The following is a 26473-nucleotide window of genomic DNA, read 5'->3' as shown; positions in this document are numbered from 1 at the left end:
TCTCGCCGGGGATCCCGCCCTGCCCTCCGATGTGGGGCTGGCGGTACCTATCGACCGTCTACGCCCACCGCACGACGCGCGCGTCGCGGGCGCGTGCCTGCAGCACGCTCCTCGCCTGCGCGTCGCTCATGCCGAACACCGCCGTGGCCGCTGCATCCGCGTCCATGCAGGAGGCCGCCTCGATGGTGACGCTGTGCGCCGGGGACTGCCGCGGGGCGGCGGTCGCCGGATCCATCAGGTGGTGGTACCGCACGCCGCGGTACCGAAAGAACTGCTCGTAGTCGCCTGACGTGGCGACCGCGCGATCGCGCACGTCGAGCATCCCGATGATCGCGCTGGCATCGGCCGGGTCCTGGATCCCGACGCGCCATGGATCACCGCCCGGGGCCGAGCCTAACGCGTACAGGTCGCCGCCCACGTTGACCATCGCATCGGTGATCCCCCAGGCGCGCAAGGCATCGACCGCGCGATCGACCGCATAGCCCTTGGCGATGCCGCCGAGGTCGAGGTGAATGTCCGGGTCGGCCAGATAGACAGCCGGCGCCCCCTTCTCCGTCGCCAGCTGCACATGTCGATGGAGCTGCCGCCCTGCAAACCGCGTCACGCGTCCGCCTTCTGGGGGGCTCTGACGATGCGTCACGTCCCACAGCTCGACCACGCGGCCGATGGCCGGGTCGAAGGCGCCGTGGCTGGCATGCGCCCACGCCAGCGCGGCCGCGATGACGTCTCGCGTGGGGGCGCTGACGGTCACGGGAACGCCAGCGGCGAGCCGGTTGACCGTCCCCACCTCCGACACCGGGAGGAAGCGCGACATGGTCGCCTCCACGTGCCGCAGCTCGGCGAAGGCGGCGTCGATGGCCCCTTCGGCATGCCGCACGTCGCGATGCACCACCGCCAGGTCGGCGATGGTCCCCATCACCGGGAGCGTACGCCGCGTGACCGCCGGGCCACGCCGCCGCGCGAAGGGGACGCTGGCGACGACGAAGGCACCAACGCCGAGAGCGAGGAACTCGCGTCGCCCGGTGGCGCGGGATGGTCCGTGTGCGCTCATACGATCTCCTCCCGCGACGCGGGACGACGATGGCAGGCGGCGCCACATCCGGCGCAGCCGCCGCCGTGGTCGCATTCCCGCTTGGCGACAAACAGTCCGAAGATGATGAAGAGCACCGCGACGGCGCCCATGCTCACGAACACGCTCATGAGGAACTCCCCAGTCCCGCGAAGCCCATGAAGGCGAGCGAGAGGCTGCTGGCGATGATGAGGACGATGCCCAACCCGCGGGCCACCGATGGAACGCTGGAGCGATCGACGCGCACCCGGATGGAGGCCATGAGCGTCAGCGCGAGCGTGAGTCCCAGCCCGGCGCCGACCGCGAAGGCGAGTCCTTGCCAGAAGCCGTACCCCCGGTTGGTCTGGAAGATGGCCAGCGCCAGGATGGCGCAGTTCGTCGTGATCAGCGGGAGGTAGATCCCCAGCGCGCGGAACAGCACGGGGCTCGCCTTCTTGATCGCCATCTCCACCACCTGCACCGTCGAGGCTATGACGATGATGAAGGAGATGATGCGCAGGAACGGCGCCGCGTCGAGGATGAAGCGGTTGAGGAACCACGCCGAGATCGCCGTGAGCACGAGGACGAAGAGATTGGCCAGCCCCAGCCGCAACGCCGTCCCGATCTGGCTGGTGACGCCGAAGAACGAGCACAGCCCGAGGAAGAGCGTGAGGGTGAAGTTGTTCACCAACATCGCCGAGATGAGGATCCACGCCAGATCGCCAGCCATCAGGCCCTCCCCGCGACCGCGCGGCGCTCACGACGCTCCTTCTGCCAGGCAATCGCCAGCATGAAGATCCCGAGCGTGAGGAACCCGCCGGGTGGAAGGACCATGATGACCCACGGCTCGAAGCCGGCGCCCAGCACGCGAAAGCCGAGGAGGGTCCCGCTCCCGAGCAACTCACGGACGGATCCCATCGCGAGGAGGACGATCGCGAACCCGATCCCCATCCCGATGGCGTCCAGCACCGCACGCAGCGGTCCGGTCTTCGCCGCAAACGCCTCGGCACGCCCGAGGATGATGCAGTTGACCACGATCAGTGCAATGAACGCCCCCAGCGCCTTGTGCACGTTAGGCACCGTCGCCTCGAGCGTCATGTCGGCCAGCGTCACGAACGTGGCGATGATGAGGACGTATGACGCGATGCGCACCTCGTTCGGGATGAACCGCTTGAGCGACGCCACCAGGAACGACGACGCCACCAGCACGGCCAGTGTCGCCACGCCCATCGCCAGCGAGTTGGCCACCGAGTTGGTCACTGCCAGCGTGGGACAGAGCCCCAGCATCTGCACCAGGACCGGATTCTCCTCCCAGATGCCGCGCACGAGGTCTTCCATGGGCGGCGGCTCGGCCGGCGCTGCGGGCGCCGGTGGCGCCTGCTCGTCCCGAACGTCCACGCTGACGGCGCTCACGGTTTGGCCTCCCGGTCGTACGCGGCAAGCATCGGCTGCCAGCGCGCGACGGCGTTGTTGATGATGCGGATCACCGTGCGCGACGAGATCGTCGCCCCGGTAATGGTCACGACCTGCGACTTGTTGTCGCCGCTCCGTGCCTTGACCCCGGTGAGCGGGGCCTTGGCGCCGGTGAACTGCCCAACGAAGGCCGAGTCCTTCTCGATCTTGTCGCCAAGCCCCGGCGTCTCCTTCTGCCCGAGGATCTTCATGCCCAACAGCGAGCCGTCGGCCGGATCGAAGCCGATCATCACGGAGACCACATCGGCAAAGCCGGGCTCCCCGGCGCGGCCCGCGACGCCCGAGCGCTTCCCCTGTGCATCGAATCCTTCCACCAGGCGCTCAAGCTTGGCCGGGTCCCCCACCGGCGTTCGCGTGAGCTTGCCATCGACGACGTAGAGCGTGTCCATGCGCGCGGGCACCTTGAGCACCTCGGCGACGGCGGCCTGCTCCACCTGCGCCCGGTGGGCGGTGATGGAGGGAGTCGTCCACTGCCACGCCAGCACGAGCAGCAGCCCCGCGAGCGCTCCCGAACCGCCTAACGTTGCCAGGAGTCGCCACGAAGGCGTCCCGGCATCGGCAGCTCGGTCGTGGGCGCGGCACCATGCGAGTGCGTCATGTGGCGCCTCCCGCGAGTCGCGGCTTGGTTCCAAAGACCCGTGGCTGCGTCGCCTTGTTGATGAAGGGGACGAACGCGTTCATCAGGAGGATCGCGTACATCACGCCCTCAGGCAGTCCGCCCCACACGCGAATGACGACAACGAGGACCCCGATGCCGGCCCCGAAGATCCAGCGCCCCTGGTTGGTCACGGGCGACGTCACCATGTCGGTCGCCATGTACACGGCACCGAGCATGAGCCCACCGCTGAACAGCATGAAGATCGCGGTCGGATAGCGCGGGTTCACGCCGTGCAGGACGGTCGCGAAGAGCGCGACGCTCACCAGGATCGCCGCCGGCACGCGCCAGTTGAGGTAGCCGCGCCAGGCGAGATAGGCGCCCCCGAGGGCGATGACGATCGCCGCCGTCTCCCCTAACGAGCCCCCGGTGTTGCCGATGAGCAAGTCGATGAAGGCGGTCCCCTTCCCCTCGAACTTCCAGAGGCCCAGCGGGGTCGCCGCGGTCAGCGCGTCGGGCGCATTGGCCCGCATGAACGGGAGGGCGAAGGTATCGCCGCGCAGCGTCCAGAAGCTGCCACCCACCGCCGGCCACGTGGTGATGGGGACCGGGAACGCCGCCTGCAGGAAGGCGCGACCGATGAGCGCCGGGTTGAAGACATTCTGCCCCAACCCGCCAAAGATGCTCTTCCCCAGGGCGATCCCGACAAACCCTCCAAGGGCCGCCATCCACATCGGCATGCCGGCGGGAAGGCAGAGGCCGAGCAGGAGTCCGGTGATGGCCGCCGATCCATCACGCAGGGTCGAGGCCTTGCCGAAGGCGCGCTCTGCCGCCACACAGCCGGCGACAGCGGCCGCGATCACGAGGAGCGCGCTGACGCCGAAGTACCAGGCGGCGGCGAGGACGACCGGGACCAGGCTCCCCACCACGTTCCACATGATGCGGGGGGTGCTGTCCTTCCCTTGAGGTGCGGTGACGCGGTGATAACCAGGCGATCGCGCGTCATGAGGCCGCCGCCTTGCGCCGCCGCAGCGCCAGCTTGCTGAACGAGAAGAGCTGCGCGAGCGGGATGTTGGAGGGGCACACGTACGAACAGGAGCCGCAGATCATGCAATCCGCCAGGTGCATCGGTTCCATCTCATCGTAGCGCTGGAGCTGGGCGAGTTGCCCAAGTTCCGACGGGTTGAGGAAGACCGGGCACGCCTCGAGGCAGCGCCCGCAGCCGATGCAGGGATACACCTCGGGCTGCCGCGTCTGCTCGCGGGTGAGCACCACCACGCCGGTCGTCCCCTTGGTGACCGGCGCCTCGAGGTTGCCCTGCGCGAGTCCCATCATCGGCCCGCCGACGATCACCTCGGCGGCATCGTCGGTGAGCCCGCCGCAATAGTCCAGCAGGTCGATGAGGCGCGTTCCCACGGGTACGATGAGGTTGGCCGGCTTCCGGATCCCTTCCCCGCTCACCGTCACGATGCGCTCGATGAGCGGCAGCCCCGTCTCGAACACTTCGGCGATGGCCGCGGCCGAGCCGACGTTCTGCACCACCACGCCTACCGAGGCCGGCAGCTTGCCCGACGGGACCTCCTGCCCGGTCACGGCGTGGATCAGCATCTTCTCGGCGCCCTGCGGATACTTCACCGTCAGGGGCAATACCGTGAGGTCGAGGTCCTTGGGGAGGGCCGCGGTGAGGGCGGCGATGGCGTCGGGCTTGTTGCGCTCCACCCCGATCACCGCCTTCTGCACGCCTAACGTGTGCATGATTACCCGCACGCCAAAGAGGACGCGGGCCGGATACTCGACCATCGTGCGGTGATCAGACGTGAGGTACGGCTCGCACTCCGCGCCGTTGATGATCAGCGTGTGGATCGTCACGTCCTTGGGCGGGGCGAGCTTCACGTGCGTGGGGAAGGCAGCCCCCCCCATCCCCACGACCCCGGCATCCTGCACCGCCTGGATCACTTGCTCCGGCGTCAGCCCTTCCCAGCGCGGGACCAGCCGGGGCCGCGGTACGTGCATCGCATGCGGATCGAGCTTGATGCGCACCGCCATCGCCATCGTGCCATCGATGTGCGGCGCCCAGTCGATGTCGACCACGCGTCCCGCCGCGGACGCGTGGATGGGAACGGAGACGAAGCCATCGGCATCGGCCACCTTGTCGCCGCGCTCGACGTGATCGCCCACCTTGACGCGCACTTTCGCCGGCTTGCCGGCGTGCTGTCGCAACGGGAGTACCACTTCGTCCGGAAAGGGCATGCGCCGGATGGGGAGCGCATGGGTCAGTTCCTTGCGCTCCTCCGGGTGCACCCCGTGCCGAAACCCACCTCGCGTGAGCATGCCGCGCCTCAGTTGAACGGCTTGGCGCGCTCGATCCACTTCGGGAGATCCTTCTCCTTCGGATTGAGCGGAGTGCCCGGATGAATGGCGCCGACGGGGCACTTTTCCGCCGCCTGCACGAGCTGGGCGTACGTCCCGCCCTTGGGGTCCTTGATGAACGCCTGCTTGTCGGCGTTGTAGGCGAAGAGCTTCTTGTTGAGGTTCGTGCACTCGTTGCACGACGTGCAGCGCGCCGATTCCACGTAGGGCTCGATGGCCATGTCGTCATCGGCCGGGGCGGCACTTGCGGGAGCCGGTGTGGCGGGCGCCGCGGCAACAGCCGGTGCCGCGGCAACGGCAGGTGCTGAGGTTGCGGCTGGCGGTGCGGCCGGCGCCGGCACGCTGGCCGCCGCGGCCGGGGAGGCTGTCGCGCCATTCCCCGCGCTCGCCGGGAGCACCAGCGGCGGCAACGCAAGCGTCGACATGCTGGCCATCAACTCCTGCGCCAGGTGCTGTCCGCCAGCGCTGCGCAGCAACCCCTCGGCCAGCTTGCGCGCCACCAGGGCGGGATAGGTCGCCTTGAGGTCGGTGATGCGCTGTTCGTACTCGCGCGTCAACATCGCCGCCTTGGCGGTGAACTCCTCCTCAAGCGAGGCCGCCAGCGCTTCGCGCACCGATGCCGGCTGCTCGATCCCCGCCATCTCCTTGAGCTCGGCCCAGAACTGCAACCGCTCCTCGGCCAGTTGCACCATCTCCGAGGAGACCTTGAGACGATGCAGCTTGTGGTCGCCGCCGCCAGTATAGATGTATGGCACCTTGCCCTCGCGCCCGTCGGCGTCGAGCGCCAGGTACTCATGGAATAGGACCAGGTCGTCGGTGACCTGCTTGATCTCCTTGAAGTGCTTCTTGAAGCGCCCCTCGGTCGCGGCCCAGTCGGCGATCGTCAGGGGGAGCGTCATCTCCTGCTCCTTCCCCGCTTCATCGGTGTAGCGCAGCTCGTACTCGGGCCACGCCGTCTCTACCGACGGGTTGCCGTCGAGGCTCAGGCAATCCGCCACCGACGATCCGGCATCGGGATCGAAGGTGAGGAACGGGAAGGCACGTGCCTCGAGCGCGAGCCGCGCGGAATGCTGCGACCAGTCGTCGGCCAGCCCGTGCTCCACCGGGCACGGCGTATAGATGTTGAAGACGGCTGGACGCCGCTTCTGCAGCCCCTTGATCACCCCGGCGATGAGGTGCGACGCCGAGGCGGGTGAGGACTGGTGGACGAAGGTGCCGCGATGCGCGATGGCGATGAGCGCGAGTTCCTTGCGCATCTCCGTCTTGCCGTGCTGCGCGGGACCAAACGCCGCCATGTCGGCCACCTGGCCGGTGAACCCGCTCGTGCACGACTGCCCGCCGGTGTTGGAGTACACCTGCGTATCGAGCACCACCACGCGAATCGGCTTCCCCGACGCCATGAGGCGCGAGAGGTTCTGGAAGCCGATGTCGAGCATGGCCCCGTCACCGCCCATGGCGATGATCGGCGGGCACATGGCGAACTCCTCGTCGTCGAAGAGCTTCCAGTCGAAGATCGCGAGTTCGGGCTCGAGCGTCGCCGCATCGTACGAGTCGTCGAGCAGCCGCTCGGCGCGTCGCACGTGGACGAAGCCGTCGGCCATCTTGCGCATGTGCCCTTCGAACACGCCGATGGCGATGGACGGGGCGTCCTGGAAGAGGTGGTTGACCCAGGGGAACGGATACGGATTGTACGGATAGGTGCTGGCCCACACCGACGAGCAGCCGGTGGAGTTGGCCATGCCGAGGCGCGCGCGTCCCTTGCCCGCGGGTCCCTCGGTGTAGCGCCAGCTCAGGTCCTTCAGGGCGTGGATCTCGCGGGCCAGGAGCGCGAGGCGCTCCTTCTTGGACGGATCGACGGGGACGGCGACGTTGTTGCCGCTGACGGCAGCGGTCATCGCTTCCATGTCGGCCCCCTCGAGCAGCAGGGCGCGCGACTTCTCCTCCAGGCCGGCGACCAGCGTGTTGAGCCGAGCGACGTACTTGTCCACACGCGGCCCCATCAGCGCCTGGATCGTCGAGACGATCAGGTGCACGGCGGTCTTCTCGCCGCATCCCATGCATGCGCCGTCGCCCCCGACCATCGAGCGATAGGTCTCCTTCTTGAGCAGGAGCGACGAGAGGACGCCGATCCCTTCGTTGATGTTGGAGACGTTGATGAAGTGGTCGTCGGTATCCGGCAGGTGCTTCCAGAAGTGCCAGTTCTTGCGCAGACGCGAGAGCGTCGGCGCATCCTGCTTGACCGTGACGAGGGCGTGGTCGGGGCAGACCTCGACGCACAGGTTGCACCCCTTGCACGCCTCGGGATTGATCGTGATCGAGAGGAGCCCTCCCGTCCCCTTGGCCTTCCCTTCCAATACGTCGTAGAACGGCTTGGTCCGCGTGAACGGGAACTCGGCGATCGCCGCGTGGACCTTCTTGAACTCGGCGTCGAGCGCCGCGCGCTTCTCGCCCTCGAAGCCCATCTTGCCGGCAACGATCGGGAGGGCGGCAGCCAGCGCATCGGAGAAGGCGAGCGTCGGCAGGGCGTCCATTTGGCGCCGCGCCTCCTTGGCCAGCGGCTTGGCGATCTGGCGCACGCGATCCAGCGGCACCCCGTTCGTCGCCGTGTCGATCCCTGCGCCGATGATCTCCTCGACGCTGTTCACCAAACCGGGAATTGCCGAATCGGGGCACTGCGTCCAGCACTGCCCGCAGCCGGTGCACTTGCTGGCGATGAAGTCCGGGACCTCGAGTCGCACCCCCGACATGTCGCGCACGGCGCCAGTGGCGGCCGGGATGGCACTGATGGCGGCGAACGGATCGGCAATGCCGTCCTGCGACAGCTTGCAGAGCCCGCACACCTGTTCCCAGAAGCGCCCGGGGTTCCCCACCCCCTGCTCGGCGTTCGGCGTGTTCATCACGTCGGGGATCTCGGGCACTTCGCCCACGAAGGCCTCGTCCATCGCCACCGCGAACGGCGTGACTTCCCTGACCTCGTCGAAGCCGCGTCGGATGACCCGAACGTTGTCCTCCACGACACGTTCGCCCTTCTTCCCGAACTTCTTGGTCAGCTGGTCGCGCAGCCCCTTGAACAGCGCGGCTTCGTCGATCCCCTCGGACTTGGCCAGCGGCGACACGTTGAAGAAGGCCCCCATGAAGGCGGTCCCCTGCATGCGATAGCGCAGCTCGGCGTCTGACGCCTCGCTCGCCGCGATCTTGAACGCGTCGAGGACGTAGAACTTGATGTGCTTCTCGACGATGGCCGTGCGCGCCCACACGGGGAGCGCCGTCCACTGCGCCTCGGGCGTCAGTTCGCTCTGCAGCACGAACACCCCGCCTTCGGCCAGCCCGGCGAACGGGTTGGAGTGGCGGAAGACGTTGGGGTCGGGCGACAGCACGACGTCCACGTGCCGCAACTCGCAGTTGAGCCGGATGGGGTCGTGCGCGAGCGTGGCGTAGAACGTCGTCGGTTGCCCCTTCTTCTCGGAGCCGTACTTGGGGTTCGCCTTGATGAACACCCCAAACAGCTCGAAGGCGGTCATCGACAGGTTCTTCCCCATCGTGATGGCCCCCCACCCGCCCACCGAGTGGATGCGGATCGAGAGCGCCCCCTTGGGCATCAGGTTCACGTCACCCGCCGACGGAAGGGCAAGCGTGGCCAACTGCGGATAGCTGTCCGCCAGCTGCTCCTGCCAGATCTGGAGCTTGGGGAGGTTGGTCCCCTTGCGGATGAAGTCGACTCCCAGGTAGAACTGGCGCCGATGGCCGCCACGCGGGAGCATGTTCTCCACGGCGGCGATGAGGTCGCCGGGCTGCAGGTCGCGGCTCCCCAGTCCGTAGCAACCCGAATAGAACGACGGCATGTCGTCAGGCGACACCGCGGCCAGCCTGGGATACGGCAGCGCCTCCCCGCGCCCGGCGCGCGAGTTCTCGACCCCCTGCCCCATCGCCGCGCGAATCTCGCGCAGCAGCGGCAGGTCGACCGCGAGCGGCTGGTCCGTGCGCTCCAGTACCACCACCCCCTTCTTTCCCTTGAGCAGGCGGGTGATGTAGTCGGCCGGGAACGGGCGGAACATCGTCACGTTCACCACCCCGAGCTTCACGTTCCGTTCTGTCCGCATGTAGTCGGCGACGGCCTCGGCGTTCGAGACCACCGACCCCTGCCCCACGATCACGTACTCCGCATCGTCGGTGCGGTAGCCGCTGGCCCGCGCGTACCGACGGCCCGTGAGCGCCGCATACTCGTCGAGCGCCCGATCGGTGAGCTCGACGATGTGGTCGAAGTAGAACGGCCGCTGCGCCGCCACGCCCTGCGCGTAGCTGTCCTGGTTCTGCACGACTCCCAGCATCGCCGGGTAGTCGAGGTCGAACATCTCGGGGATGCGGCGGCGCGTCTCGCCGAAGACGAGGCGCTGCGCCGGTGTTGGTGAGTCGATGACGTCGGACGGATCGCCCAGGTACTGCTTGACGAGCTCGCGCTCCGGCAGGCGGATCGATTCGATCACGTGGCTGGTGAGGAAGCCGTCCTGCGCGCAGACGCCGGGGTTGAGCGAGAGCTCGGCGATGCGATGCGCGATGAGGTTGAGGTCCGCCGACTCCTGCACGTCCTTGGCGAACACCTGGAAGAACCCGGTGTCGTCGATGGCGTGGTAGTCATCGTGCCCCGCATGCACGTTCAGGCCCTGCTTCGTGATCGCGCGCGCCGCGACGTTCAGCACGTACGTGAGCCGCTTGCCCACCGCCGCGTACAGCGACTCGTGCATGTACACGATCCCCTGTCCGCTGGAGAAGTTCGTCGCGCGCAGCCCCATCATGCTCATCCCCGCGGTGACGGCGGCGGCGGCATGTTCTCCCTCGGGTTCGAAGAAGAGCAGGCGGCGTCCGTTCACGTTAGGCCGGCCGTCGGCGACCGCCGCGGCCCACCCCTCTCCCATTTGCGTGGACGGGGTGATGGGATACGCGCCCGCGGCCTCGCTGGCCGCAGTCTCCATCTCCACCACTGCGGCGCTGCCATCCATTGCCTCGACCACCCCCGGGAACGGGGGGGGAGATGCAGGGGCGGACGCACTCTGCGCGACACTCTTGCCAGGCCAGATGTTCATGCGACGGCACTCCGAGCCGAAGTACGACGAATCGGGGCGCACTGCGCCCCCTCGAGCCACACGATCGCGTCCGTGGGGCAACGCTCCGTTGCCCGCGCGGTCTCCTGCGCGATCATGTCATGGTTGATCACGGCGACGCCCGAGGCCACACTGATGAGCCCCGGCGCCGAGTCCTGCACACATCGCCCGCACGCCGTGCAGGCCACCTTGCACTGCTCCAGCACCTCATCGCCCGACAGCAGGTTTCGGCACTGCACCAGCAGGTGTTGCGAGACGGGCATGAGCACGAAGAGGTCCTTCGGGCACGCCTCCACACAGTCGCCACACGCCGTGCACTTGCCGGGATCCACCACCGGAATGCCGGTCGCACTCATGCGAATGGCATCGAAGTCGCACGAGACCTCGCAATCGGCGAGGCCCAGGCATCCCCACGTGCACCCCTTGCCGCCACCGGCGACCGCGGCCGCGGCCGCGCACGATTGCAGCCCGCGATAATCGGCGCGCTGGACCGCGACGTCGGTGCCGCCAGCACAGCGCAGGCGCGCAACGCGCTTGATGGCCTCCCCCTTGTCCACCCCCAGGTAGTTGGCGATGGCGACGACTCCCGCTTCGTTCGACACCGTGCACTTGGCCGGGGCAATGACCCCCGCCACCGCCTGCTCGGCAAACGCCCGGCAGCCGGGGAGGCCGCAGGCACCGCAGTTGGCATTGGGAAGCATCGACGCCACGACGTCGATGCGCGGGTCCTCCCAGACCTTCAGCCGCTTGTTGGCCAGCGCGATGAGGATGGCGAACGCCAGCCCCACGCCGCCCAGGATCAGTATCGAAGTGACGATCATCGCATCGCTCCGACGACGTCTCAGGCGGCGCCCGTGAGGTCCGCCTGGCTCAACAGCCACCGGGCAAGGACATCCACCGCTTCGGGGCCGGGCGCGCTTCCCGATGTCGTCCCGCCGAGCGGCGCCGTCGTCGTGGGCCCGGCGGCCAGCGCCTCCAGCTGCCGCAGGTCTTCCTGCATCTGCCACGCGCTCAACCCGCCTAACGCGTGCTTGGGCGCCGGTGGCATGTGCCAGACCGTCAGCCGCTGCCACGGCTCCCGTCCCTGGGCCGGGTCGTGAAGGAAGCGCGCCGCATCGGCAGGCACGAGGGCGGCGATCGCCGTCCCGCTCGTCGTCGCCACGAGGTCGAGCCCCGAGTCGTCGCTCGTCTGCAGCACCATCGTCCCCGGCGTGATGAGCCGGACCAGTGGCGCCGGAGGAGACGCCCCGCGCACGACGAGCACGAGCTTCTCGCGCCCGTCGAGGAAGTCGGCGAGCCCGCCGATGTGCAGGTCGGCGCCGTCCACCGTGACCACGAGCGGCGGGGCGAAGCGTCGCTCCGCCTTGGTCCACGTGCGGAACGCCAGCTGGTCGAGCAGGGTGTCGTGCTGCGCCGGGACGTACCGCCCACCGCTCAGCAACTCGATCGCCAGCACCGCCCCGAATGCGCGCCCGGCGCGCGACAGCGCGCCTTCCACCGCCTGCGTCACCGACGCCCCGGACGGAACGTCGACCACGTGCAAGGTGCCCCCTCGCTCGAGGACGTCCCGGAGGACGTCGACCGCCCGTTGCAGCCGGTCACGGTGCGCCATCGACAGCGCGGGGCGCTGCACCGCCACGGCGTTGAACCGCCCCACGTCGATGCGTCCCTCGGCGAAGAGCCCCAACTCCTGCCGCAGGCGCTCCACCTGCTTCGCGGCGTCGGGCTCCTGGTCGGCGAGATACGCCTCGGCCTGCGACAGCGCCCCTGCCACCGTGGAGCGAAACTCGCCGATCGGGCGGGCCAGGCGCTCCAGCGCCATCTGGACACGCGCATCAGACGGCATATCGATCGAACTCCGCATTGAGAAGGTCGTTGCGTTCCTGCGGCGTGCGGGGTGTCACTCGGCGCACCTCCTCGTAGCGGGGGCGCGAAGGATCCTTGAAGTACACGCCCAGCTTGATCGTCTCGGTCGCATCGGCCAGGTGGCGCGCCCGGTCGATGTCGCGCGGGTCGTGCGCGATTCGCGACTTGTAGATCGCCTCGATCTCGGGAACCACGACGCCATCGTCGTGCACCAACAGCTCCACCAACGCCGGCTTCTTGACCGCCTCCGCGAAGATCCCCGGCGTGAAGACCGGGCAGCGCTGCAGAATGCGCACGAACGAGAGGCCGCGATGATGGAAGGCCGCCTTGAGCGTCGCGTAGAGATGCGCCGGGACGAACTCCGCCGTCTGCGCCACAAACGACGCGTTGCTGATCCCGAGCGCCACCGATAGGGGGTTGAGTGGCATCAGGATCGACCCCCCGGGCTGCGTGTTGCTCGGCAGCCCCTGCGGTGTCGTCGGCGAGGTCTGGTTCTTGGTGAGGCCATAGATGCCGTTGTCGAGCATCATGACCACCATGTCGGGATTGTAGCGCAGCGTGTGCACCCAGTGCCCGGCCCCGATCGACGTACAGTCGCCATCGCCCATCACCACGAACACCGACAGTTCCGGACGGTGCAGCTTGATCCCCGTCGCGACCGGGAGGGCGCGCCCGTGGATCCCGTGGAAGCCATAGGTACTCAGGTAGTGCGGAAAGCGCGACGAGCAGCCGATCCCCGAGACGAAGACCGTCTCCTCCGGCTTGAGCTGCTCACTCGCCAGCAGCTTCTCGACCGACGCCAGCACGGAGTGATCGCCGCATCCAGGGCACCAGCGCGCGCGCGCGCCCTCGTAGTCACTGACTCCGAACGTGCGACTGTCGTCCGTCGCCAGGACGTGCAGGGAACAGGCACTCATGCGTCACCTCGCGCCGGCATCAGGTCGTGAATGGCCTCGACGATCGCCGCAGGGCGAAGCGGCTCGCCGGGGGTACGCGTCCAGCAGTCGACGTCGACGAGCGTCTGCGCGCGCAGCAGCCAGGAGAGCTGTCCGCGGCGCCGGTTCTCCTCGGTGATGTACGGGTCGCCCACCGTGTCGCTGTAGTTGATCTCCACCGTCGCCACCTTGCGGAAGCGCCGGAAGATCTCTGCGAGCCCCGGTTCCATGGGCGAGAGGAAGCGCAGGTGCAACGAGGCCACCGACCCCCCCGCAGCGCGGGCCCGGTCCACCGCTTCCTCGATCGCCCCCTTCGTGCTCCCCCACCCGATGATGAGCAGGTCGCCTGCATCGGCCCCGTAGGGTGTCGGCGGCGCGAGGAGCGAGCCGAGCACGGCGAGCTTGCGCGAGCGCATCGCCATCCCCTTGGCGTGCACGCCGGCGCTGTACGCCACCTTGCTCCCCTCGTCGTGCGAGAGCCCGGTGACCGTGTGCATGCCGCCTCCCTGCCCCGGGATCACCCGGCGCGACAGCCCCGTGTCCGCATTCCACGCGTAGGCCTTCGTTCCCTCAGGGACGGCGCCGAGATCCAGCGCGTCAGCCTGCCAGCGCACATCGAGCGACGGGCGCGGGAAGGGCTGCACCCCGGTCGCGAGGTTCGCGTCCGAGAGTACCATCACCACGCAGCGGAACGCCTCGGCGATCCGGCGCGCCGTGACCATGATATGGAAGCACTCCTCGATGGTCGCCGGCGCCAGCACGACACGCGGGGCGTCGCCAGGCTGCGCATACAGCGCCGCGAGGAGGTCCGACTGCTCGACCTTCGTGGGAAGCCCGGTGCTCGGCCCCCCACGCTGCACGTCCACCACCACGAGCGGGATCTCGGTCATGATCGCCAGCCCGAGAAACTCGGTCTTGAGCGCGAGCCCGGGGCCGGAGGTGATGGTGAAGGCGACCTTGCCGGCATACGAGGCGCCAATGGCGACCCCGGCGGCGGCGATCTCGTCCTCGGCCTGGTGCACCACGCCGCCGAACTTCTCGAAGACCTCGGACAGGTAGTGCGACACCGACGTAGCCGGGGTGATCGGGTACATCGCGCAGAGCTCCATCCCCGACGCGATGGCCCCCATCCCCAGCGCCTCGTTGCCGTTCATCACCACCATCGCCTGCTCGTTAGGCTCCGGCGGGATCGCGATGCGGAAGTCCAGGTGCTCGGCGGCCCAGGCGTACCCGAGGTTCACCAGCTCGACGTTGCGTTGGTACACCGCCTCCGACTTCTTGCGGAAGGTGTGCGCGATCTGCTCGTACACGCGCTCAAGGTCACGGTCGTAGATCCACGAGAGCATCCCGAGGGCGAACATGTTCTTGCCCTTGCGCGGGTCGTCCACGAGCGTGAGGCACTGCTCCTCCATCGGGACCATCACCAGGCGATAGCCGGTCGACGACAGCTCCGCCATCGCGCGCGTCCACTGCTCGCGAATCTCCGGGTCGTCGTGGGTCGCCCACTTGTCTTCAATGAGGACGGTCGCGTCGGGGGCCAGTGCCTTCAGCCGATGCCGTGCCAGCAGCACCTGCTCGTTGAAGGCCACGACGAGGTTGGTTTCATCGCCCCAATTGGTCACCTGCCCCGCGCCGATGCGGATTCGATTGCCGCTCGCTCCCTCGGGCACGCGTGCGGGGGGCTGGATCTCGGCCGGGATGATCTCCACCGTCCAGACGCCGTTCCCCATCTTTGCCGTCACCGCGCCGAAGATCTGCGAGCACTTTTGGGCCCCTTCACCGGAGTCGGAGACGACTTCGACGGTGTGCTCGCGCAGCCGGCGGATGGTGGGTGCCGCGCGTGTGGCCAGGGTACTGCCGTTCACCACGACCTCGTTGCTCACGGACACGACAGACTCCTCCGGGGCGGCGCATCCGACCGTCGGCCGGTCGCACGTGCCGTGATGCGCCCTCAATGTTGGCCAGTCCGGAGTTCACTGCCCGCCGAGTCGAGCGCTGCAGGGAACAGCGCCTCCGGTCGTTGCGTGCCGACAGAGGAAAGCATCGTACCGGGGGCAGGAATCGTCTGTAGGGAATCCCGCTGACAGAATCCGGGGAAAAAGCGGGAAAACGCTGACGACCGCATGAGCGATTCGCGCGCGTTCCGTGCCGTGCACGTCCGCCGGACCTCCCGTGCGTGAAATCCCCGGCGTCATCGTCCGCCGAACGACGACACGCGCGTCGTCGGACGTCCGCCCAGGCGCGACGCGCGGGACCGCGCCGACCGCCTAACGGCGATCGCCCTCCCCTACCATAGAATCCCCCGCGCGCCCGGGACGGCTGGGATCACCTCGTCGTCTCACGTGGTGCCACGGAGTCGACGGGATCCGGACGTGCGGAACGCCGGTCGAACGGCGTGCTAACGCGACGGGTCGGGGGCGCTCCCTAACGTGAAGGTGCGCCCGCGCCATCCTGTTGGGCGACGCACGGTCGAGAGAATCAGGCGCCAGGCCGCGACGGGATCGGCGAACGGCGACAGCCAGAACCCCATGGATCGACGCTCGTAGCTCCCCCACAGCGCGAGGAGCATCAGCACGCGTATGGCCACGAGGGTCTGGTTGAGGCGCAGGAGTACGAGCCCCGCCGGTGTCTGTGCCGAAAGCGCGCCGAGCGCGAAGGCCAGCAGCACCAGCCACGGCATCCCCTGGGCCAGGGCGATGTAAAGCACATCGAACCACTGGCGCACGCGCGTGGTCGCATCGCTCAGGTCGAACGAGCGCCCCCACTCGCGCCACATGTGCCCCAGGCTGTCGTAGGCCCGCACCTTGTACAGGCGCGAGCCATCGAGGAAGCCGACGCGCACCCCACGCGACGCGAGCGAGCGCGCGAGCGTGACGTCGTCGGCCCACGACTGCCGCGACACCTCATAGCCGCCGTTCGCCAACAGGACCTCGCGCCGCGCCAGGAAACACTGTCCGTTCGCCATCACGCGATCGGGGGGTGGGTCGGCCATCCCCGCCGCCCCGAAGCGATACACCAGCGTGAGCAGCATCGACGGCTGCAACCACTGCTCGGCGCTCGTCATGTCGGCAAACTGCGGTGCAAACGACACGACGTCGTAGCGCATCGCCTGTGCTGCCTGCACCACGGCGGCCACCATCCCTGGCTGTGGCTCGGTATCGGCGTCGATCCCCAGGACCCACTCGCTCGTCGCCTCGCCCAGCCCATGCTGCAGCGCCCACACCTTCCCCACCCAGCCGGCCGGGAGGGGCGGATCGTTCACGAGGCGGAAGCGCGGGTCGCGAGCTGCAACTTCCTCAACCATCGCCGGCGTCGCGTCCTTCGAGTGCGAGTCGACGACGATCACCTCACGGAGTGGCGCCCCTTGCTTCGCCAGCCCCGCCAGGCACGGGCCGATGCGCCTGGCCTCATTGAGCGTGGCGACGACCACCGAGACCGACGTCCCCTCCACCCCCTCGGGGATCGGGGCGACGGGAGGACGACGGCGACGCCCGGGGAGGAGCCGGACGATGACGAGGAGGAGGGCGAGCCCCTGCAGGGCAGCGAGGACGACGATCACGTGGGGCAAACGAAGCGCGCGGTGCGGAGGGTTCCGCACCGCGCGAAAGATGCACCAGGCGAACGCCGTTTGCAGCGCCGCCCGTCGGTCAGTTGCGACTACGAGCCACCCATCGCCGCCTTGGGTGCCGTCTGGTCGAGGAGCCAGTAGCCGAACCACTGCCGCAACCGCCCCAGCCGGTCGACCAGGAGCCAGGGCTCGCCGGTGCGCGACAGGTCGTGCGTGGAGCGCGGATACCTAACGAGCTCCACCGGCGTCCCCTGCTTCTTGAGGCCGACGTACCACTGCTCGGCGTCCGTCATCGGCGTGCGATGATCCTCCTCGGACTGCACGATCAACGTCGGCGTCTTGACCTTTCGGATGTGCCGGATGGGCGAGAGTGAGTCGTACATCGCCGGGTTGTCCCACGGCTTGCCGAAGAACTCGAACTCGGTGAGCCCCTGGGCGTCGCTCGTCCCATACCAGGACCACCAGTTGCTGATCATGCGATCGGCCTGCGCCGCCTTGAAGCGCGTCGTCTTGGCCGTCACCCACGCCGTCATCACGCCGCCATACGAACCACCGGTGACGCCCATGCGCGTGGAATCGACGTCCGGGCGCAGGGCCACGATGTCAACGGCCTTCATGAGGTCCTGGTAGTCCTCGGCAAACCAGCGCCCGCGGGTGGCAAAGGTGAACTTCGCACCATAGCCCGACGAGCCGCGCGGATTGGTGAAGAGCACGAACATCCCCGCCCCGGCCAGGTTCTGGAACTCGTCGAACCACCCTTCGCCGTACGCCGAGTGCGGCCCGCCATGGATGTACAGCGCCACCGGGTACTTCTTCCCCGGCTGGTAGCCGTACGGCTTCATCAGCCACCCCTCGATCTCCAGGTTGCCGACGCTCTTGTACGTGAAGCGCTCGGCATCGCTGAAGGCGACGTCCTTGACGATCGCGTCGTTGAAGCTCGTCAGGCGACGCTCCCCGCTGCCGTCGGCATTGGCGATGTAGAGTTCCGTCGGCTTGTCCATGCTCGTGGCGACGTATGCCACGACCTTCCCCGCGTCATCCATGCTGAAGCCGCGCATCTGGCGGCGCCCGCCCAGCACTTCCTTCATCGCCTTGGTCTGCGGATCGATGTGGAAGAGTGCACTGCGCCCCCCCACCTCGGCGCTCATCGCGATGCGTCCGTCGGGGAGCCAGGCATGCGACCCGGGCTCGTACTGCCAATCCCCCAGCAGGTTGACCGGCGTCCCCCCGTTGGCATCGACGACGTACAGCCGTTCGCTGTTCACCCGCGTCGGCGCACTGGAAAACGAGATCCACTTCCCGTCGGGCGACCACTGCACGTCACCTTCGCTCCCCATCGCACTCGTCAGGCGGCGCGGCGTGCCGCCCGTGACGGCGACCACGAAGATGTCGGCGTCGTTGCGCGGCGCCTCGTCACGCTTGGCGTTGTAGGGCAGGCGCGCCAGCGAGTCACGCTCGGCCTCCACCACCGAGTCGGGACGGAGCCCCGCGTCGGCAATGAAGGCGACCCACTTGCCGTCAGGCGACACCGCAGCGCCGCGGCGCGAGTAGGCGGTGCTGTCGATCATCTGCTTCTTGGCGGCGCCGTCCAGCAGCTGCATCCAGAGCTGCGCGGGACGATAGATGCGCTTCTCGCGTGGCCCGGGGAGGAAGCCAGGCCCGTTGGACTTGTAGCGCATCTCGGTGATGTGCCGCCCGTCGAAGCGCGCCGGCTCGAGGGGGCGCGTGATCGCGCCGTACGGCGGGCGGGCCATGGGCTGCATGCGCCCGAACGGATCGCGACGCGTGGTGTCGACACCAGCAGAGTCCGGGGCCCCCCCCTCGCTCCAGACCACGAAACGCTTGTCGTTAGGTACCGAGCCGGCCGGGTATCGATCGGTCGCGACGGCTTCGCCCCCCGGCTCGTCCATGCGCAGCCCCCACGAGCGTCCGCGTCCGCCGCCGGGACGCTGCGAGGCGAAGAGCAGCCACGACCCGTCGGGCGACCAGCGCGGGTTGGACGATTCGTACCCCGGCGCGGTGAAGCGCTGGGCCTCGCCACCCGCCGTCGACACGACCCACACTTCGCTGTGTCGACGATTCTCGCTTTCGCGCACCGTCGTCACCGTGAAGGCGACGCGCTTGCCATCGGGCGAGACCGCCGGTGAGGACAAGGTCGTGACCTTGTACCAGTCGGCGGGAGTGAAGGCGCGCGGGCTCCCTTGGGCCCAGGCCGCCGGGACGGCGACTCCCACGGCACCCAGGGCGAGGACTACGCGGACAGACGTTCGCATGGTGAGGACTCCGGACGTGATGATTCAGGCGCTAAACTCCGGCCGGGCGCCGAGTGGCGCCAGTACCGTCCGCCCCTATACGACGCGAGCGCTCACAATGCTGCCACTGCGATCGCTCCGACTTCGCCCGCCGTCCGAGCTCCAATCGGAGGTCTTTCCCTACTCGGTCCCCACCATCCGGTCGCTCGGCGAGCTCGCCTTCCCGTCGGCGGTCACCTTTTTCGTCGGTGAGAACGGCTCGGGGAAGTCGACGTTGCTCGAGGCGATCGCCGCGGCGTCGGGGCTCCCCTCGGTGGGGAGCGAACTGCGCGTTGATGCCGACGAGACGCTGGCTGCGCAGCGCACGCTGGCCACGGCGATCACCCTCATCTGGCGCGCCGCGCGCGCGCGGCGCGGGTTCTTCCTCCGGGCGGAGGACTTCTTCGGCTTCACCAGGACCATCGCGCGCATGCGCGCCGCCTTCCTGGTGGAGCAGGCCGCCATCGACGAGGAATATCGCGACCGCTCCGACCACGCCCGCGCCCTTCGCCTCGGCCCGATTGCCGCCTCGTTGCGCGACATGGAAGCGCGCTACGGCGTGGATCTCGACGCCAATTCGCACGGGCAGAGCTTTCTCAAGCTGTTCCAGTCGCGCTTCGCTCCCAACGGCCTGTACCTGCTCGACGAGCCCGAGGCCCCGCTCTCGCCCCAGAGCCAGTTGGCCTTCATGGCCATGCTCACGGACATGGTCGCGCAGTCGTCGCAGTTCATCATTGCCACGCACTCGCCGATCCTGCTCGCCTTCCCCGGTGCGACGATCTACTCGTTCGATGCCACGCCCGTGCAGCCGGTACCCTACGAGGAGCTGGAGCATGTGTCGCTGACCCGCGATTTCCTGGCGAACCCCGAGCGCTTCCTGCGCCACCTGTGACCCGGCCACGTCTCGTCACCGGGCACTCGCGGCGATACGTTGTGCAGCACTTCGTTCCGGGCACGCCGCTTGGCGCGCCCCACCCACCCGTTAGGCATCCGACCCGCCACTTGATGGAGACCGCCCTCACCCGGCACGCCGGCATCGCGCTCCCGATCCTGTGCGGAGCCATGTACCCCTGCTCCAATCCCGAGCTGGTCGCGGCCGTCTCCGCGGGGGGAGCGTTAGGCATCTACCAACCCATCTCGCTCACCTACGTGCACGGGCACGAGTACCGCGAGGGGGTGCGCCTCATGCACCGACTGGCCGGCGGACGCCCCATCGGGATGAACGCCCTCATCGAGTCCAGCGCCCGCACCTACCACGAACGCATGGTGCGCTGGGTCGAGATCGCCCTCGAGGAAGGCGTGCGCTTCTTCGTGACGTCGCTGGGGAACCCCCGATGGGTGTGCGACCGCGTGCACGCCGCCGGCGGCATCGTGTACCACGATGTGACCGAGGCCAAGTGGGCGCAGAAGGGCGCCGATGCCGGGTGTGATGGCCTCATCGGCGTGAACGCGCGCGCGGGCGGGCATGCCGGGTCGCGCACGATGGAAGCGCTGTACGACGAGCTTGCCCCCTTTGGCCTCCCGCTCGTCTGTGCCGGTGGCGTGGGCGACGTCGACGACTACGTACGCGCCCTCGCCGCGGGCTACGTCGGCGTGCAGATGGGGACGCGCTTCATCGCCACCACCGAGTGTACCGCGCACGCGCGCTACAAGCAGGCCATCGTCGAGGCCGAGGAGCGGGACATCGTCCTCACCGAGCGGCTGACCGGCGTGCCGGTCGCGGTGATCAACACCCCCTACATCCAGCGCATCGGCCTGCGCGCCGGTCCGCTCGCGCGCTTCATGCTGCGCGGGCGACGGACCAAGAAGTGGATGCGCACACTCTACGCCGCGCGGAGCATCCTGTCGCTCAAGCAGTCCAACGCGCGCGGCGATGCGTCCCGTGACTACTGGCAGGCCGGTCGTAGCGTCGCCGGAGTCGAAGCCATCGAATCCGTCGCCACCATCCTCGAACGCTTTCGTCAGGCGCGCATTCCGGGCGCCGTCGCTTCCCACCTCTCCTGATCCGATGCCGCTCTCGCGCCCCCACGTCGCCCCTCCCCTCGTGCGCGCGACGCGTGTCGCGCGCGACCTGCTGTGCCGCGCGATTCTCGCGTGCACACTCGTCGCCCTCCTCCCGGTGGCCGCGGCGCAGGCGCAGGCTCGCGTCGCAACGGGCGCTCGTCCCACGCTCGCCGTCGTCGGTGGGCGCATCATCGACGGATACGGCGGGCCCGTGCTCGAGAACGGCGTCATTCTCGTCGCCGGCGAGCGCATCCTCGCCGTCGGACGCGAAGGCGAGGTGACGATCCCGCCGGGGACGCCGGTGATCGACGCCAACGGGCACACCGTGATGCCTGGGCTCATCGACATGCACGTGCACCTGCACATCGTGGGGCACGGCGACTACAAGCGATGGGATGACCTGTACGGCACGAAGGACGCCTCGGTCGTCATGCCGATCGCCGCCCGCCAGCTGCTCTCGGCCGGTGTGACGTCGGCCCGCGACCTCGGGGCCCGGCTCGACGACATTCTCACGGTGAAGCGCCGGATTGCAGCTGGTGAGATTCCCGGCCCGCGCCTCTTCGTCTCGGGCCCGTTCATCCAGCACGCGGCGTACGAGCCGTACGAGGAGGCGTTCCGCTGGGGGTGACGGGCGCAGACGACGCGCGCCAGAAGGTGCAGCGCATCATCGACGCCGGCGTGGACGTGGTGAAGCTGATCGACCAGGACCAGATGACCGACGCCGAGGTCGCCGCCGTGGTCGCGACGGCGCACAAGAACGGCAAGCCGGTGGTGGCACACGCGCACCGCATGGCCGAGATCCGCGTCGGCCTCAAGCACGGCGTCGACAACTTCGAGCACACCGGGCTCGGCACCGCGCCGGGGTACCCCGACGACGTGCTGCAGCAGATGCGGGAGCGCAACTCCTCGCTGTACTGGACCCCGACCGTCTCGCCGCTCTTCACGCTGTACGAGGCCGGGACCGTCTTCCCGGAACGCCTCGACGATCCGTCGTGGCGGGCCTTCATGCCTAACGACATGGGCGCCGAGATCCGCCGGTCGCTGTCGCAGATCCCGCAGCTGCCGTACTACGCGCTCTTCCCGTCGCGCCTCCCGATCCTCCCCACCAAGTTCCGCCAGTTGCGGGAGACGGGGGTGCGCCTCATGATCGGGACCGATGCCGGCATCCCGGCGATGTTCCACAACGACGCCACCTGGCGCGAGATGGTGAAGTTCGTGGAGTTCGGCGTCTCGCCCATGGAGACGATCCAGTCGGCCACGCTCTGGCCGGCGCGCTTCCTCAAGCGCGAGCAGGACATCGGGGTCCTCGCCCCCGGGCGCTTCGCCGACATCATCCTCGTGCGCGGCAACCCCCTCACCGACATGACCGTGATGCGCGACGTGCGCGTCGTCATCCAGGGCGGCAAGCGCGTGCCATGACGCGCGCGGACGTGCCACCCGTCACGTGCCTGCACGGGTCTCCCCCAAACTCTTTGCAGCGCGCATCCCGGCGGCGTCCACGCCGCCTCGCGCGCGCCCGAGGTCACGATGCTGCTCGAGGTTCGTGAGGTCTCGCGGAAGACGCCGCGAGATGGTCGGCTCGAAATCACCGGCGACACCGCGCGTCGGCTTGCCGTCTTTGGCGCCACCCTGCCGGTCGAGGTCGACGTGCAGCGTGGCGAGGTGACGCTGGAGGTCATGGCCTGCCAGTGCGAGAAAGGCGGGGGCGCAGCCGGGCACACCCATCATTTCGTCTCGTCGGCGCTCTTCACCTCGCTCCTCGCGGGGGAGACCGTCGTGCTCGAGTTGCTGGACGGCCCGCTCCTCGCCGTCGCTCGCCCGCACCCGCTTCGCCCCGAGCCCTGACGTCGCCGTTGAGCCGCGTTCCCCCCCCCGACGGCTCGGCGTCTCGCCTCAGCTCGCAGCCCGGTTGCCCCCGCCTGGGCCCCCAGAGACCACCGTCAGTTCGCGCTTGAGCGCGTGCATCACACAGCGCACTCCGCCGTTCTCCCGGATCTCACCGGGACGCAACCCCGTGTAACGCTTCATCATGTTCCGCATCGACGTCCCCGACGGGAAATCGAGGAGGAGCGCCACCTGCTCCACCGAGCGCCCCGGGTCCTCCAACAGTCGCGCCGAGATGATCAACCGGCACCAAGCGATCAACGCGCTCGGCGTGGGAAGGTGAGAGGCGCTTAATCGATCAACCAACGTCTTGCGGTGCACGTTAAGCGCATCGGCGACCTGCTCCACGGTCATGGATCGTCGACCGTTCTCGAGGCAGTACCGCACCATGGGCAGGACGCTCGCGGGGAGCAGCGGCTCCAGCTCCGCGAGGATCGCGCGTGCCGAGCAGTGATCGGCTGCCGTCGAGAGCGCGGTGCGCAGCGAGTAACGCAGGTCATCGACGTCCCGCAGCACCAGGTCATTCACCCCGGCCCGCGCGAAGGCCAGCACGTCGCGTGAGGTATCGGGCGAGATCGCGAAGTACAGCAGCACCGGCACGCTGGGATACGACTCGCGGACGTAACGCACCATCGGAAGCGTCGACTGGCCATCGCGGTCGCGCATGTCGACGACCGCCACCCCGGCGAGGTTGTTCTCGACGAGGGCGATGACCTCGGACTGCCGCTCGCAGAATCGGACGGTCGCCTGTCCGCGTAGCGCGTCCCGCAGTCGAGCCTGGGACGCAGGATCCCAGACGAGCGCCGCAACGATCATGCGGTGATTCTGACCTGGAGGTTACACCGTGTATGGGGACTCCCCATACGATGTCGGTGTCGAACGAGAAGACGTGACAGACTTCCCCCACCCACCACTTCGCCCAGAGGCCATCGTATGAACCGCGCAACCCGTTTCGCCGCCTACCTCGTCGTCGCCGCCAGCCTGGCCGCCTGCTCCTCCTCGCCGATGGGCCCCGAGGGTGCGGCTCGTTGCGACGCGAAGTCAGCTCAGTGCGTGAACCCCGACTTCGTGAACCCGCACGTTGACTTCGTGAATCCGCACGTCGACTTCGTCAATCCGCACGTGTAGTCGCGAAGGCGAGTGCCTCGGCTTCAGGTTCGAAGGCCTCCAACGTAGTCACAACTCCTCGCGAAGTGTGTCCAAGCTCGCGCTGGGCCGCCACTCGGGCGGCCCGGGCGAGTTCGGCACGCTCAACCTGATGCTGCAGCTCGTGATAGCCACGGGCCGTCGCGATTTTCTGCACGTCCTGCCGGTAACGCTCAGCCGTCACGTCATCACCCAGGGCGAGATACGCGGCCGACAGGTGGTACAGCGACTGCGCGTTCTCGTACGGAAGCGCCGACCCCTCGAGGGTCTGCTCGAGATCGCTCCGAACTCGAGCGAGCAGTGCGCGCTCCTCGAGTCGTCCGGCCGCCAGGGCGGCTCCACCCAGCGCCGAGAGGCGGATGCGGAGGAGGTCCGTGCGCGTCAGCGCGGCCACGAAGCCGCGTAGCGCCGCGCGCGGATAGCCGTACTCGAGGCACAGCTGGGCGAGGTTCGTCAGCGTTTCGGCCTCGCGCGTCCGGTCGCCCATTGCGAGACGGAACGCTTCCCACCCGTGCGTGATCGACGCGTCGGAGTCACCGGTCACGCAGGTGACAATCGTCAGACCCTGATGCGCGAAGAACTCCAGCTCGGTCGCGTGAGCGCTCGATGCCAGGTTGAGGCCGTGCTGGAAGAACGCGCGTGCACGCGGGTAATTGCCGCGCACGCGGGCGATGACCCCACGTCCAAGCGAGGCGCGAGAAAGCAGCTCGGCGTCGGTCGACCGCTCGCCAATGGCGCTCGCGGTACGGTACAGCTCGTCGGCACTGTCCAACTCACCCAGCTGACGCGCGATGCGCGCCTGATCGGCCACCAGCAGCCCGCGCTCGCGGTCCGAGGCATCCGCCGCGACCGTTCGCGCAAAGCCGATGACCGAGTAGGCCACCGAGAGCGCCCCGGACTCAGCCATGCGCGCCGCGAATCCGCGGCAGGCGCGAGAGACCGCATCGGCGCCGGCGCGCGTTTCGATCGCCGACAGTCCGGCGATCATCATCCGCAGGTCGTTGATGTGCGCCCCTTCGTGAGCGTCGCCGTCCGGCGCCGACTCGGCCAGATCGCGAAGCGCGTTGGCCGACTGAAGCGCCAACTGGTCTCGCACGGCATCACCGACCTTGCTGATGCGACCGAGACAGTGCGCCAGGAGAAGCCACACGGTATCGGCATTCCCGAACTCGGACCGGCGGTGTTGCCGGTCGAGGTCGAAGCGATAGGCGTCGAGCGGGCTGAGCGGAGCGAGCATAGGCTCCAACCACCGGGATGAGTTGGGAGGCAATAATTCGCCTCCTCGGGTGATAGCACAAGGCTTCGTAACAGAAACTGAGCAGACGTCGTGCCGGTCACCAACATACAGGTAACAACGGAAGCGAGGCACTGCATCACAAGACATTCACTATCAACGCTTTACGAGGTGCGCCTCTCGCGCGGCGCCAACCGCGCTTCGTCGCGGCCGCACGGCATCCCGCAATGTGTCGTGCATCACGCAATACCGGCCGGACGGAACGCCAGGGGGAATCGATGCACCGGCGCCTCAGTTTCGTTCGCGACGGAAGCGATTTCGCGTGGATTTGGCGGTCGTTGTAGCGCCGGTGCCTCGCCACCGCGCCGCACCTTTCAGCCGTTGTAGATGGGGCCGCCTGCCGAGTGATAGTGGGCCATCACGTCGCGCGCCTCAGATCGAAGCGGCCCCTGCTCCACGACGACGCCGCGTCGGCGCAGGTACGCGAAGGTCTCCGGGAAGACCGGCCCCTCGTCGAAGCCGAGTCGTTCGGCGTCGTCACGACGCGCGGCAAAGACGACGCGACGCACACCGCTCCAGAGCAACGCCCCCAGACACATCGCACACGGTTCACACGACGAGTAGAGGTCGACCGGCTCGTCCGTTCCGCTGCCGTGCGCCAGCGTGAAGGTCTCGTATCGCGCGCAGGCGCGCATGACCGCCATCGTCTCGGCGTGCAGAACCGGGTTGCGGAGCCGGACCACGGCGTTGACGCCGAGCGCCAGGAGGCGTCCCGTGGCGGCGCCGAACAGGACGGCCCCGAACGGACCGCCAGTCCCCATCTCGACGTTACGACGCGACGCTTCCACCGCGAGCGCCATGCGTGAGGTGGGGTCGGCATGGACCTCACCGACCCGCTCCAGCTCGTCCGCCCAACCGGGGAGCGTGATCGACAGCTGGAGCGGTGTCATCGTGGCCTCG

Annotated in this window: 23 protein-coding genes; 6 read left to right on the top strand and 17 right to left on the bottom strand. The window is 68.5% G+C overall.

Going from position 1 to position 26473, the window contains the following annotated elements:
- Positions 1 to 58 precede the first annotated feature (58 nt).
- The 14 genes from IPN47_07260 to IPN47_07195 form a co-directional block, all read right to left on the bottom strand.
- Positions 59 to 1051 (bottom strand): FAD:protein FMN transferase, encoded by a 993-nt coding sequence (locus tag IPN47_07260; protein ID MBK9407840.1) that lies wholly within the window; start codon positions 1049 to 1051, stop codon positions 59 to 61.
- Positions 1048 to 1200 (bottom strand): hypothetical protein, encoded by a 153-nt coding sequence (locus IPN47_07255; protein MBK9407839.1) that lies wholly within the window; start codon positions 1198 to 1200, stop codon positions 1048 to 1050. The genes IPN47_07260 and IPN47_07255 overlap by 4 nt, the downstream gene beginning before the upstream one ends.
- Positions 1197 to 1778, bottom strand: a complete 582-nt coding sequence (locus IPN47_07250) for an electron transport complex subunit RsxA (protein MBK9407838.1) — start codon at positions 1776 to 1778, stop codon at positions 1197 to 1199. Before IPN47_07250 ends, IPN47_07255 begins: the two co-directional genes overlap by 4 nt.
- On the bottom strand, positions 1778 to 2386 hold the full coding sequence (locus tag IPN47_07245) for an electron transport complex subunit E (protein MBK9407837.1): 609 nt from the start codon (positions 2384 to 2386) through the stop codon (positions 1778 to 1780). The genes IPN47_07250 and IPN47_07245 overlap by 1 nt, the downstream gene beginning before the upstream one ends.
- A 71-nt stretch (positions 2387 to 2457) precedes the next feature.
- Positions 2458 to 3153 (bottom strand): FMN-binding protein, encoded by a 696-nt coding sequence (locus IPN47_07240; protein ID MBK9407836.1) that lies wholly within the window; start codon positions 3151 to 3153, stop codon positions 2458 to 2460.
- The gene (locus IPN47_07235) at positions 3116 to 4054 is read right to left on the bottom strand and encodes an RnfABCDGE type electron transport complex subunit D (protein ID MBK9407835.1); all 939 of its coding nucleotides are present in this window, start codon (positions 4052 to 4054) and stop codon (positions 3116 to 3118) included. The genes IPN47_07240 and IPN47_07235 overlap by 38 nt, the downstream gene beginning before the upstream one ends.
- A 64-nt stretch (positions 4055 to 4118) precedes the next feature.
- Positions 4119 to 5447 carry an electron transport complex subunit RsxC gene (gene rsxC / locus IPN47_07230; protein ID MBK9407834.1) on the bottom strand — a complete coding sequence of 443 codons (1329 nt, stop codon included), beginning with the start codon at positions 5445 to 5447 and terminating at the stop codon, positions 4119 to 4121.
- 8 nt (positions 5448 to 5455) lie between these two features.
- Entirely contained in the window at positions 5456 to 10567 is a 5112-nt protein-coding gene (locus IPN47_07225; GenBank protein MBK9407833.1) for a 2-oxoacid:acceptor oxidoreductase family protein, read from the bottom strand.
- Positions 10564 to 11406: a 4Fe-4S binding protein gene (locus IPN47_07220; protein ID MBK9407832.1), complete on the bottom strand. Its 843-nt coding sequence runs from the start codon at positions 11404 to 11406 to the stop codon at positions 10564 to 10566. The genes IPN47_07225 and IPN47_07220 overlap by 4 nt, the downstream gene beginning before the upstream one ends.
- 20 nt (positions 11407 to 11426) lie before the next feature.
- On the bottom strand, positions 11427 to 12431 hold the full coding sequence (locus tag IPN47_07215) for a hypothetical protein (GenBank protein MBK9407831.1): 1005 nt from the start codon (positions 12429 to 12431) through the stop codon (positions 11427 to 11429).
- Positions 12421 to 13368 carry a 2-oxoglutarate oxidoreductase gene (locus IPN47_07210; GenBank protein ID MBK9407830.1) on the bottom strand — a complete coding sequence of 316 codons (948 nt, stop codon included), beginning with the start codon at positions 13366 to 13368 and terminating at the stop codon, positions 12421 to 12423. Before IPN47_07210 ends, IPN47_07215 begins: the two co-directional genes overlap by 11 nt.
- The gene (locus IPN47_07205) at positions 13365 to 15236 is read right to left on the bottom strand and encodes a 2-oxoacid:acceptor oxidoreductase subunit alpha (protein ID MBK9407829.1); all 1872 of its coding nucleotides are present in this window, start codon (positions 15234 to 15236) and stop codon (positions 13365 to 13367) included. Before IPN47_07205 ends, IPN47_07210 begins: the two co-directional genes overlap by 4 nt.
- Positions 15237 to 15784: 548 nt before the next feature.
- The gene (locus tag IPN47_07200) at positions 15785 to 16954 is read right to left on the bottom strand and encodes a glycosyltransferase (GenBank protein MBK9407828.1); all 1170 of its coding nucleotides are present in this window, start codon (positions 16952 to 16954) and stop codon (positions 15785 to 15787) included.
- An 89-nt stretch (positions 16955 to 17043) separates the two neighbouring features.
- Positions 17044 to 19227 (bottom strand): S9 family peptidase, encoded by a 2184-nt coding sequence (locus IPN47_07195; protein ID MBK9407827.1) that lies wholly within the window; start codon positions 19225 to 19227, stop codon positions 17044 to 17046.
- Positions 19228 to 19324: 97 nt separating this feature from the next.
- Here IPN47_07195 and IPN47_07190 point away from each other — a divergent pair, with 97 nt between their 5' ends.
- The 5 genes from IPN47_07190 (at position 19325) to IPN47_07170 (ending at position 23094) form a co-directional block, all read left to right on the top strand.
- Positions 19325 to 20137 carry an AAA family ATPase gene (locus tag IPN47_07190; GenBank protein ID MBK9407826.1) on the top strand — a complete coding sequence of 271 codons (813 nt, stop codon included), beginning with the start codon at positions 19325 to 19327 and terminating at the stop codon, positions 20135 to 20137.
- A gap of 110 nt (positions 20138 to 20247) precedes the next feature.
- Positions 20248 to 21249 carry a nitronate monooxygenase gene (locus IPN47_07185; protein ID MBK9407825.1) on the top strand — a complete coding sequence of 334 codons (1002 nt, stop codon included), beginning with the start codon at positions 20248 to 20250 and terminating at the stop codon, positions 21247 to 21249.
- Between the two features lie 4 nt (positions 21250 to 21253).
- Positions 21254 to 21877: an amidohydrolase family protein gene (locus IPN47_07180; protein ID MBK9407824.1), complete on the top strand. Its 624-nt coding sequence runs from the start codon at positions 21254 to 21256 to the stop codon at positions 21875 to 21877.
- Positions 21874 to 22668: an amidohydrolase family protein gene (locus IPN47_07175; GenBank protein MBK9407823.1), complete on the top strand. Its 795-nt coding sequence runs from the start codon at positions 21874 to 21876 to the stop codon at positions 22666 to 22668. Before IPN47_07180 ends, IPN47_07175 begins: the two co-directional genes overlap by 4 nt.
- 108 nt (positions 22669 to 22776) lie before the next feature.
- Positions 22777 to 23094, top strand: a complete 318-nt coding sequence (locus IPN47_07170) for a hypothetical protein (GenBank protein MBK9407822.1) — start codon at positions 22777 to 22779, stop codon at positions 23092 to 23094.
- Between the two features lie 48 nt (positions 23095 to 23142).
- Here the strand turns inward: IPN47_07170 and IPN47_07165 are convergent, their stop codons facing one another.
- Positions 23143 to 23949, bottom strand: coding sequence for an AraC family transcriptional regulator (locus tag IPN47_07165; GenBank protein MBK9407821.1), 807 nt, complete (start codon positions 23947 to 23949; stop codon positions 23143 to 23145).
- Positions 23950 to 24066: 117 nt separating this feature from the next.
- On the opposite strand from IPN47_07165, the gene IPN47_07160 reads away from it, so the two are divergent.
- On the top strand, positions 24067 to 24261 hold the full coding sequence (locus IPN47_07160) for a hypothetical protein (protein MBK9407820.1): 195 nt from the start codon (positions 24067 to 24069) through the stop codon (positions 24259 to 24261).
- Here IPN47_07160 and IPN47_07155 read toward each other — a convergent pair.
- The gene (locus tag IPN47_07155; GenBank protein ID MBK9407819.1) at positions 24245 to 25516 is read right to left on the bottom strand and encodes a hypothetical protein; all 1272 of its coding nucleotides are present in this window, start codon (positions 25514 to 25516) and stop codon (positions 24245 to 24247) included. The two genes, IPN47_07160 and IPN47_07155, sit on opposite strands and share 17 nt — an antisense overlap.
- 371 nt (positions 25517 to 25887) lie before the next feature.
- Complete coding sequence (locus tag IPN47_07150) at positions 25888 to 26463, bottom strand: nucleoside deaminase (protein MBK9407818.1); 576 nt, start codon at positions 26461 to 26463, stop codon at positions 25888 to 25890.
- Between the last annotated feature and the right edge of the window lie 10 nt (positions 26464 to 26473).

This window comes from Gemmatimonadota bacterium, assembly GCA_016719105.1.
Classification (GTDB): Bacteria; Gemmatimonadota; Gemmatimonadetes; order Gemmatimonadales; family Gemmatimonadaceae; genus SCN-70-22.
The sequence above is the reverse complement of the archived record's forward strand: the minus strand, read 5'-3'. Positions and strand labels throughout refer to the sequence as shown.

Coding starts and splice junctions, on each gene's coding strand:
- IPN47_07225 (MBK9407833.1), bottom strand. CDS start 10,567: ATGAACATCTGGCCTGGCAAGAGTGTCGCGCAGAGTGCGTCCGCCCCT.
- IPN47_07180 (MBK9407824.1), top strand. CDS start 21,254: ATGCCGCTCTCGCGCCCCCACGTCGCCCCTCCCCTCGTGCGCGCGACG.
- IPN47_07235 (MBK9407835.1), bottom strand. CDS start 4,054: ATGTGGAACGTGGTGGGGAGCCTGGTCCCGGTCGTCCTCGCCGCCGCC.
- IPN47_07220 (MBK9407832.1), bottom strand. CDS start 11,406: ATGATCGTCACTTCGATACTGATCCTGGGCGGCGTGGGGCTGGCGTTC.
- IPN47_07160 (MBK9407820.1), top strand. CDS start 24,067: ATGAACCGCGCAACCCGTTTCGCCGCCTACCTCGTCGTCGCCGCCAGC.
- IPN47_07155 (MBK9407819.1), bottom strand. CDS start 25,516: ATGCTCGCTCCGCTCAGCCCGCTCGACGCCTATCGCTTCGACCTCGAC.
- IPN47_07150 (MBK9407818.1), bottom strand. CDS start 26,463: ATGACACCGCTCCAGCTGTCGATCACGCTCCCCGGTTGGGCGGACGAG.
- IPN47_07260 (MBK9407840.1), bottom strand. CDS start 1,051: ATGAGCGCACACGGACCATCCCGCGCCACCGGGCGACGCGAGTTCCTC.
- IPN47_07245 (MBK9407837.1), bottom strand. CDS start 2,386: ATGGAAGACCTCGTGCGCGGCATCTGGGAGGAGAATCCGGTCCTGGTG.
- IPN47_07215 (MBK9407831.1), bottom strand. CDS start 12,431: ATGCCGTCTGATGCGCGTGTCCAGATGGCGCTGGAGCGCCTGGCCCGC.
- IPN47_07250 (MBK9407838.1), bottom strand. CDS start 1,778: ATGGCTGGCGATCTGGCGTGGATCCTCATCTCGGCGATGTTGGTGAAC.
- IPN47_07165 (MBK9407821.1), bottom strand. CDS start 23,949: ATGATCGTTGCGGCGCTCGTCTGGGATCCTGCGTCCCAGGCTCGACTG.
- IPN47_07170 (MBK9407822.1), top strand. CDS start 22,777: ATGCTGCTCGAGGTTCGTGAGGTCTCGCGGAAGACGCCGCGAGATGGT.
- IPN47_07210 (MBK9407830.1), bottom strand. CDS start 13,368: ATGAGTGCCTGTTCCCTGCACGTCCTGGCGACGGACGACAGTCGCACG.
- IPN47_07255 (MBK9407839.1), bottom strand. CDS start 1,200: ATGAGCGTGTTCGTGAGCATGGGCGCCGTCGCGGTGCTCTTCATCATC.
- IPN47_07190 (MBK9407826.1), top strand. CDS start 19,325: ATGCTGCCACTGCGATCGCTCCGACTTCGCCCGCCGTCCGAGCTCCAA.
- IPN47_07195 (MBK9407827.1), bottom strand. CDS start 19,227: ATGCGAACGTCTGTCCGCGTAGTCCTCGCCCTGGGTGCCGTGGGAGTC.
- rsxC (MBK9407834.1), bottom strand. CDS start 5,447: ATGCTCACGCGAGGTGGGTTTCGGCACGGGGTGCACCCGGAGGAGCGC.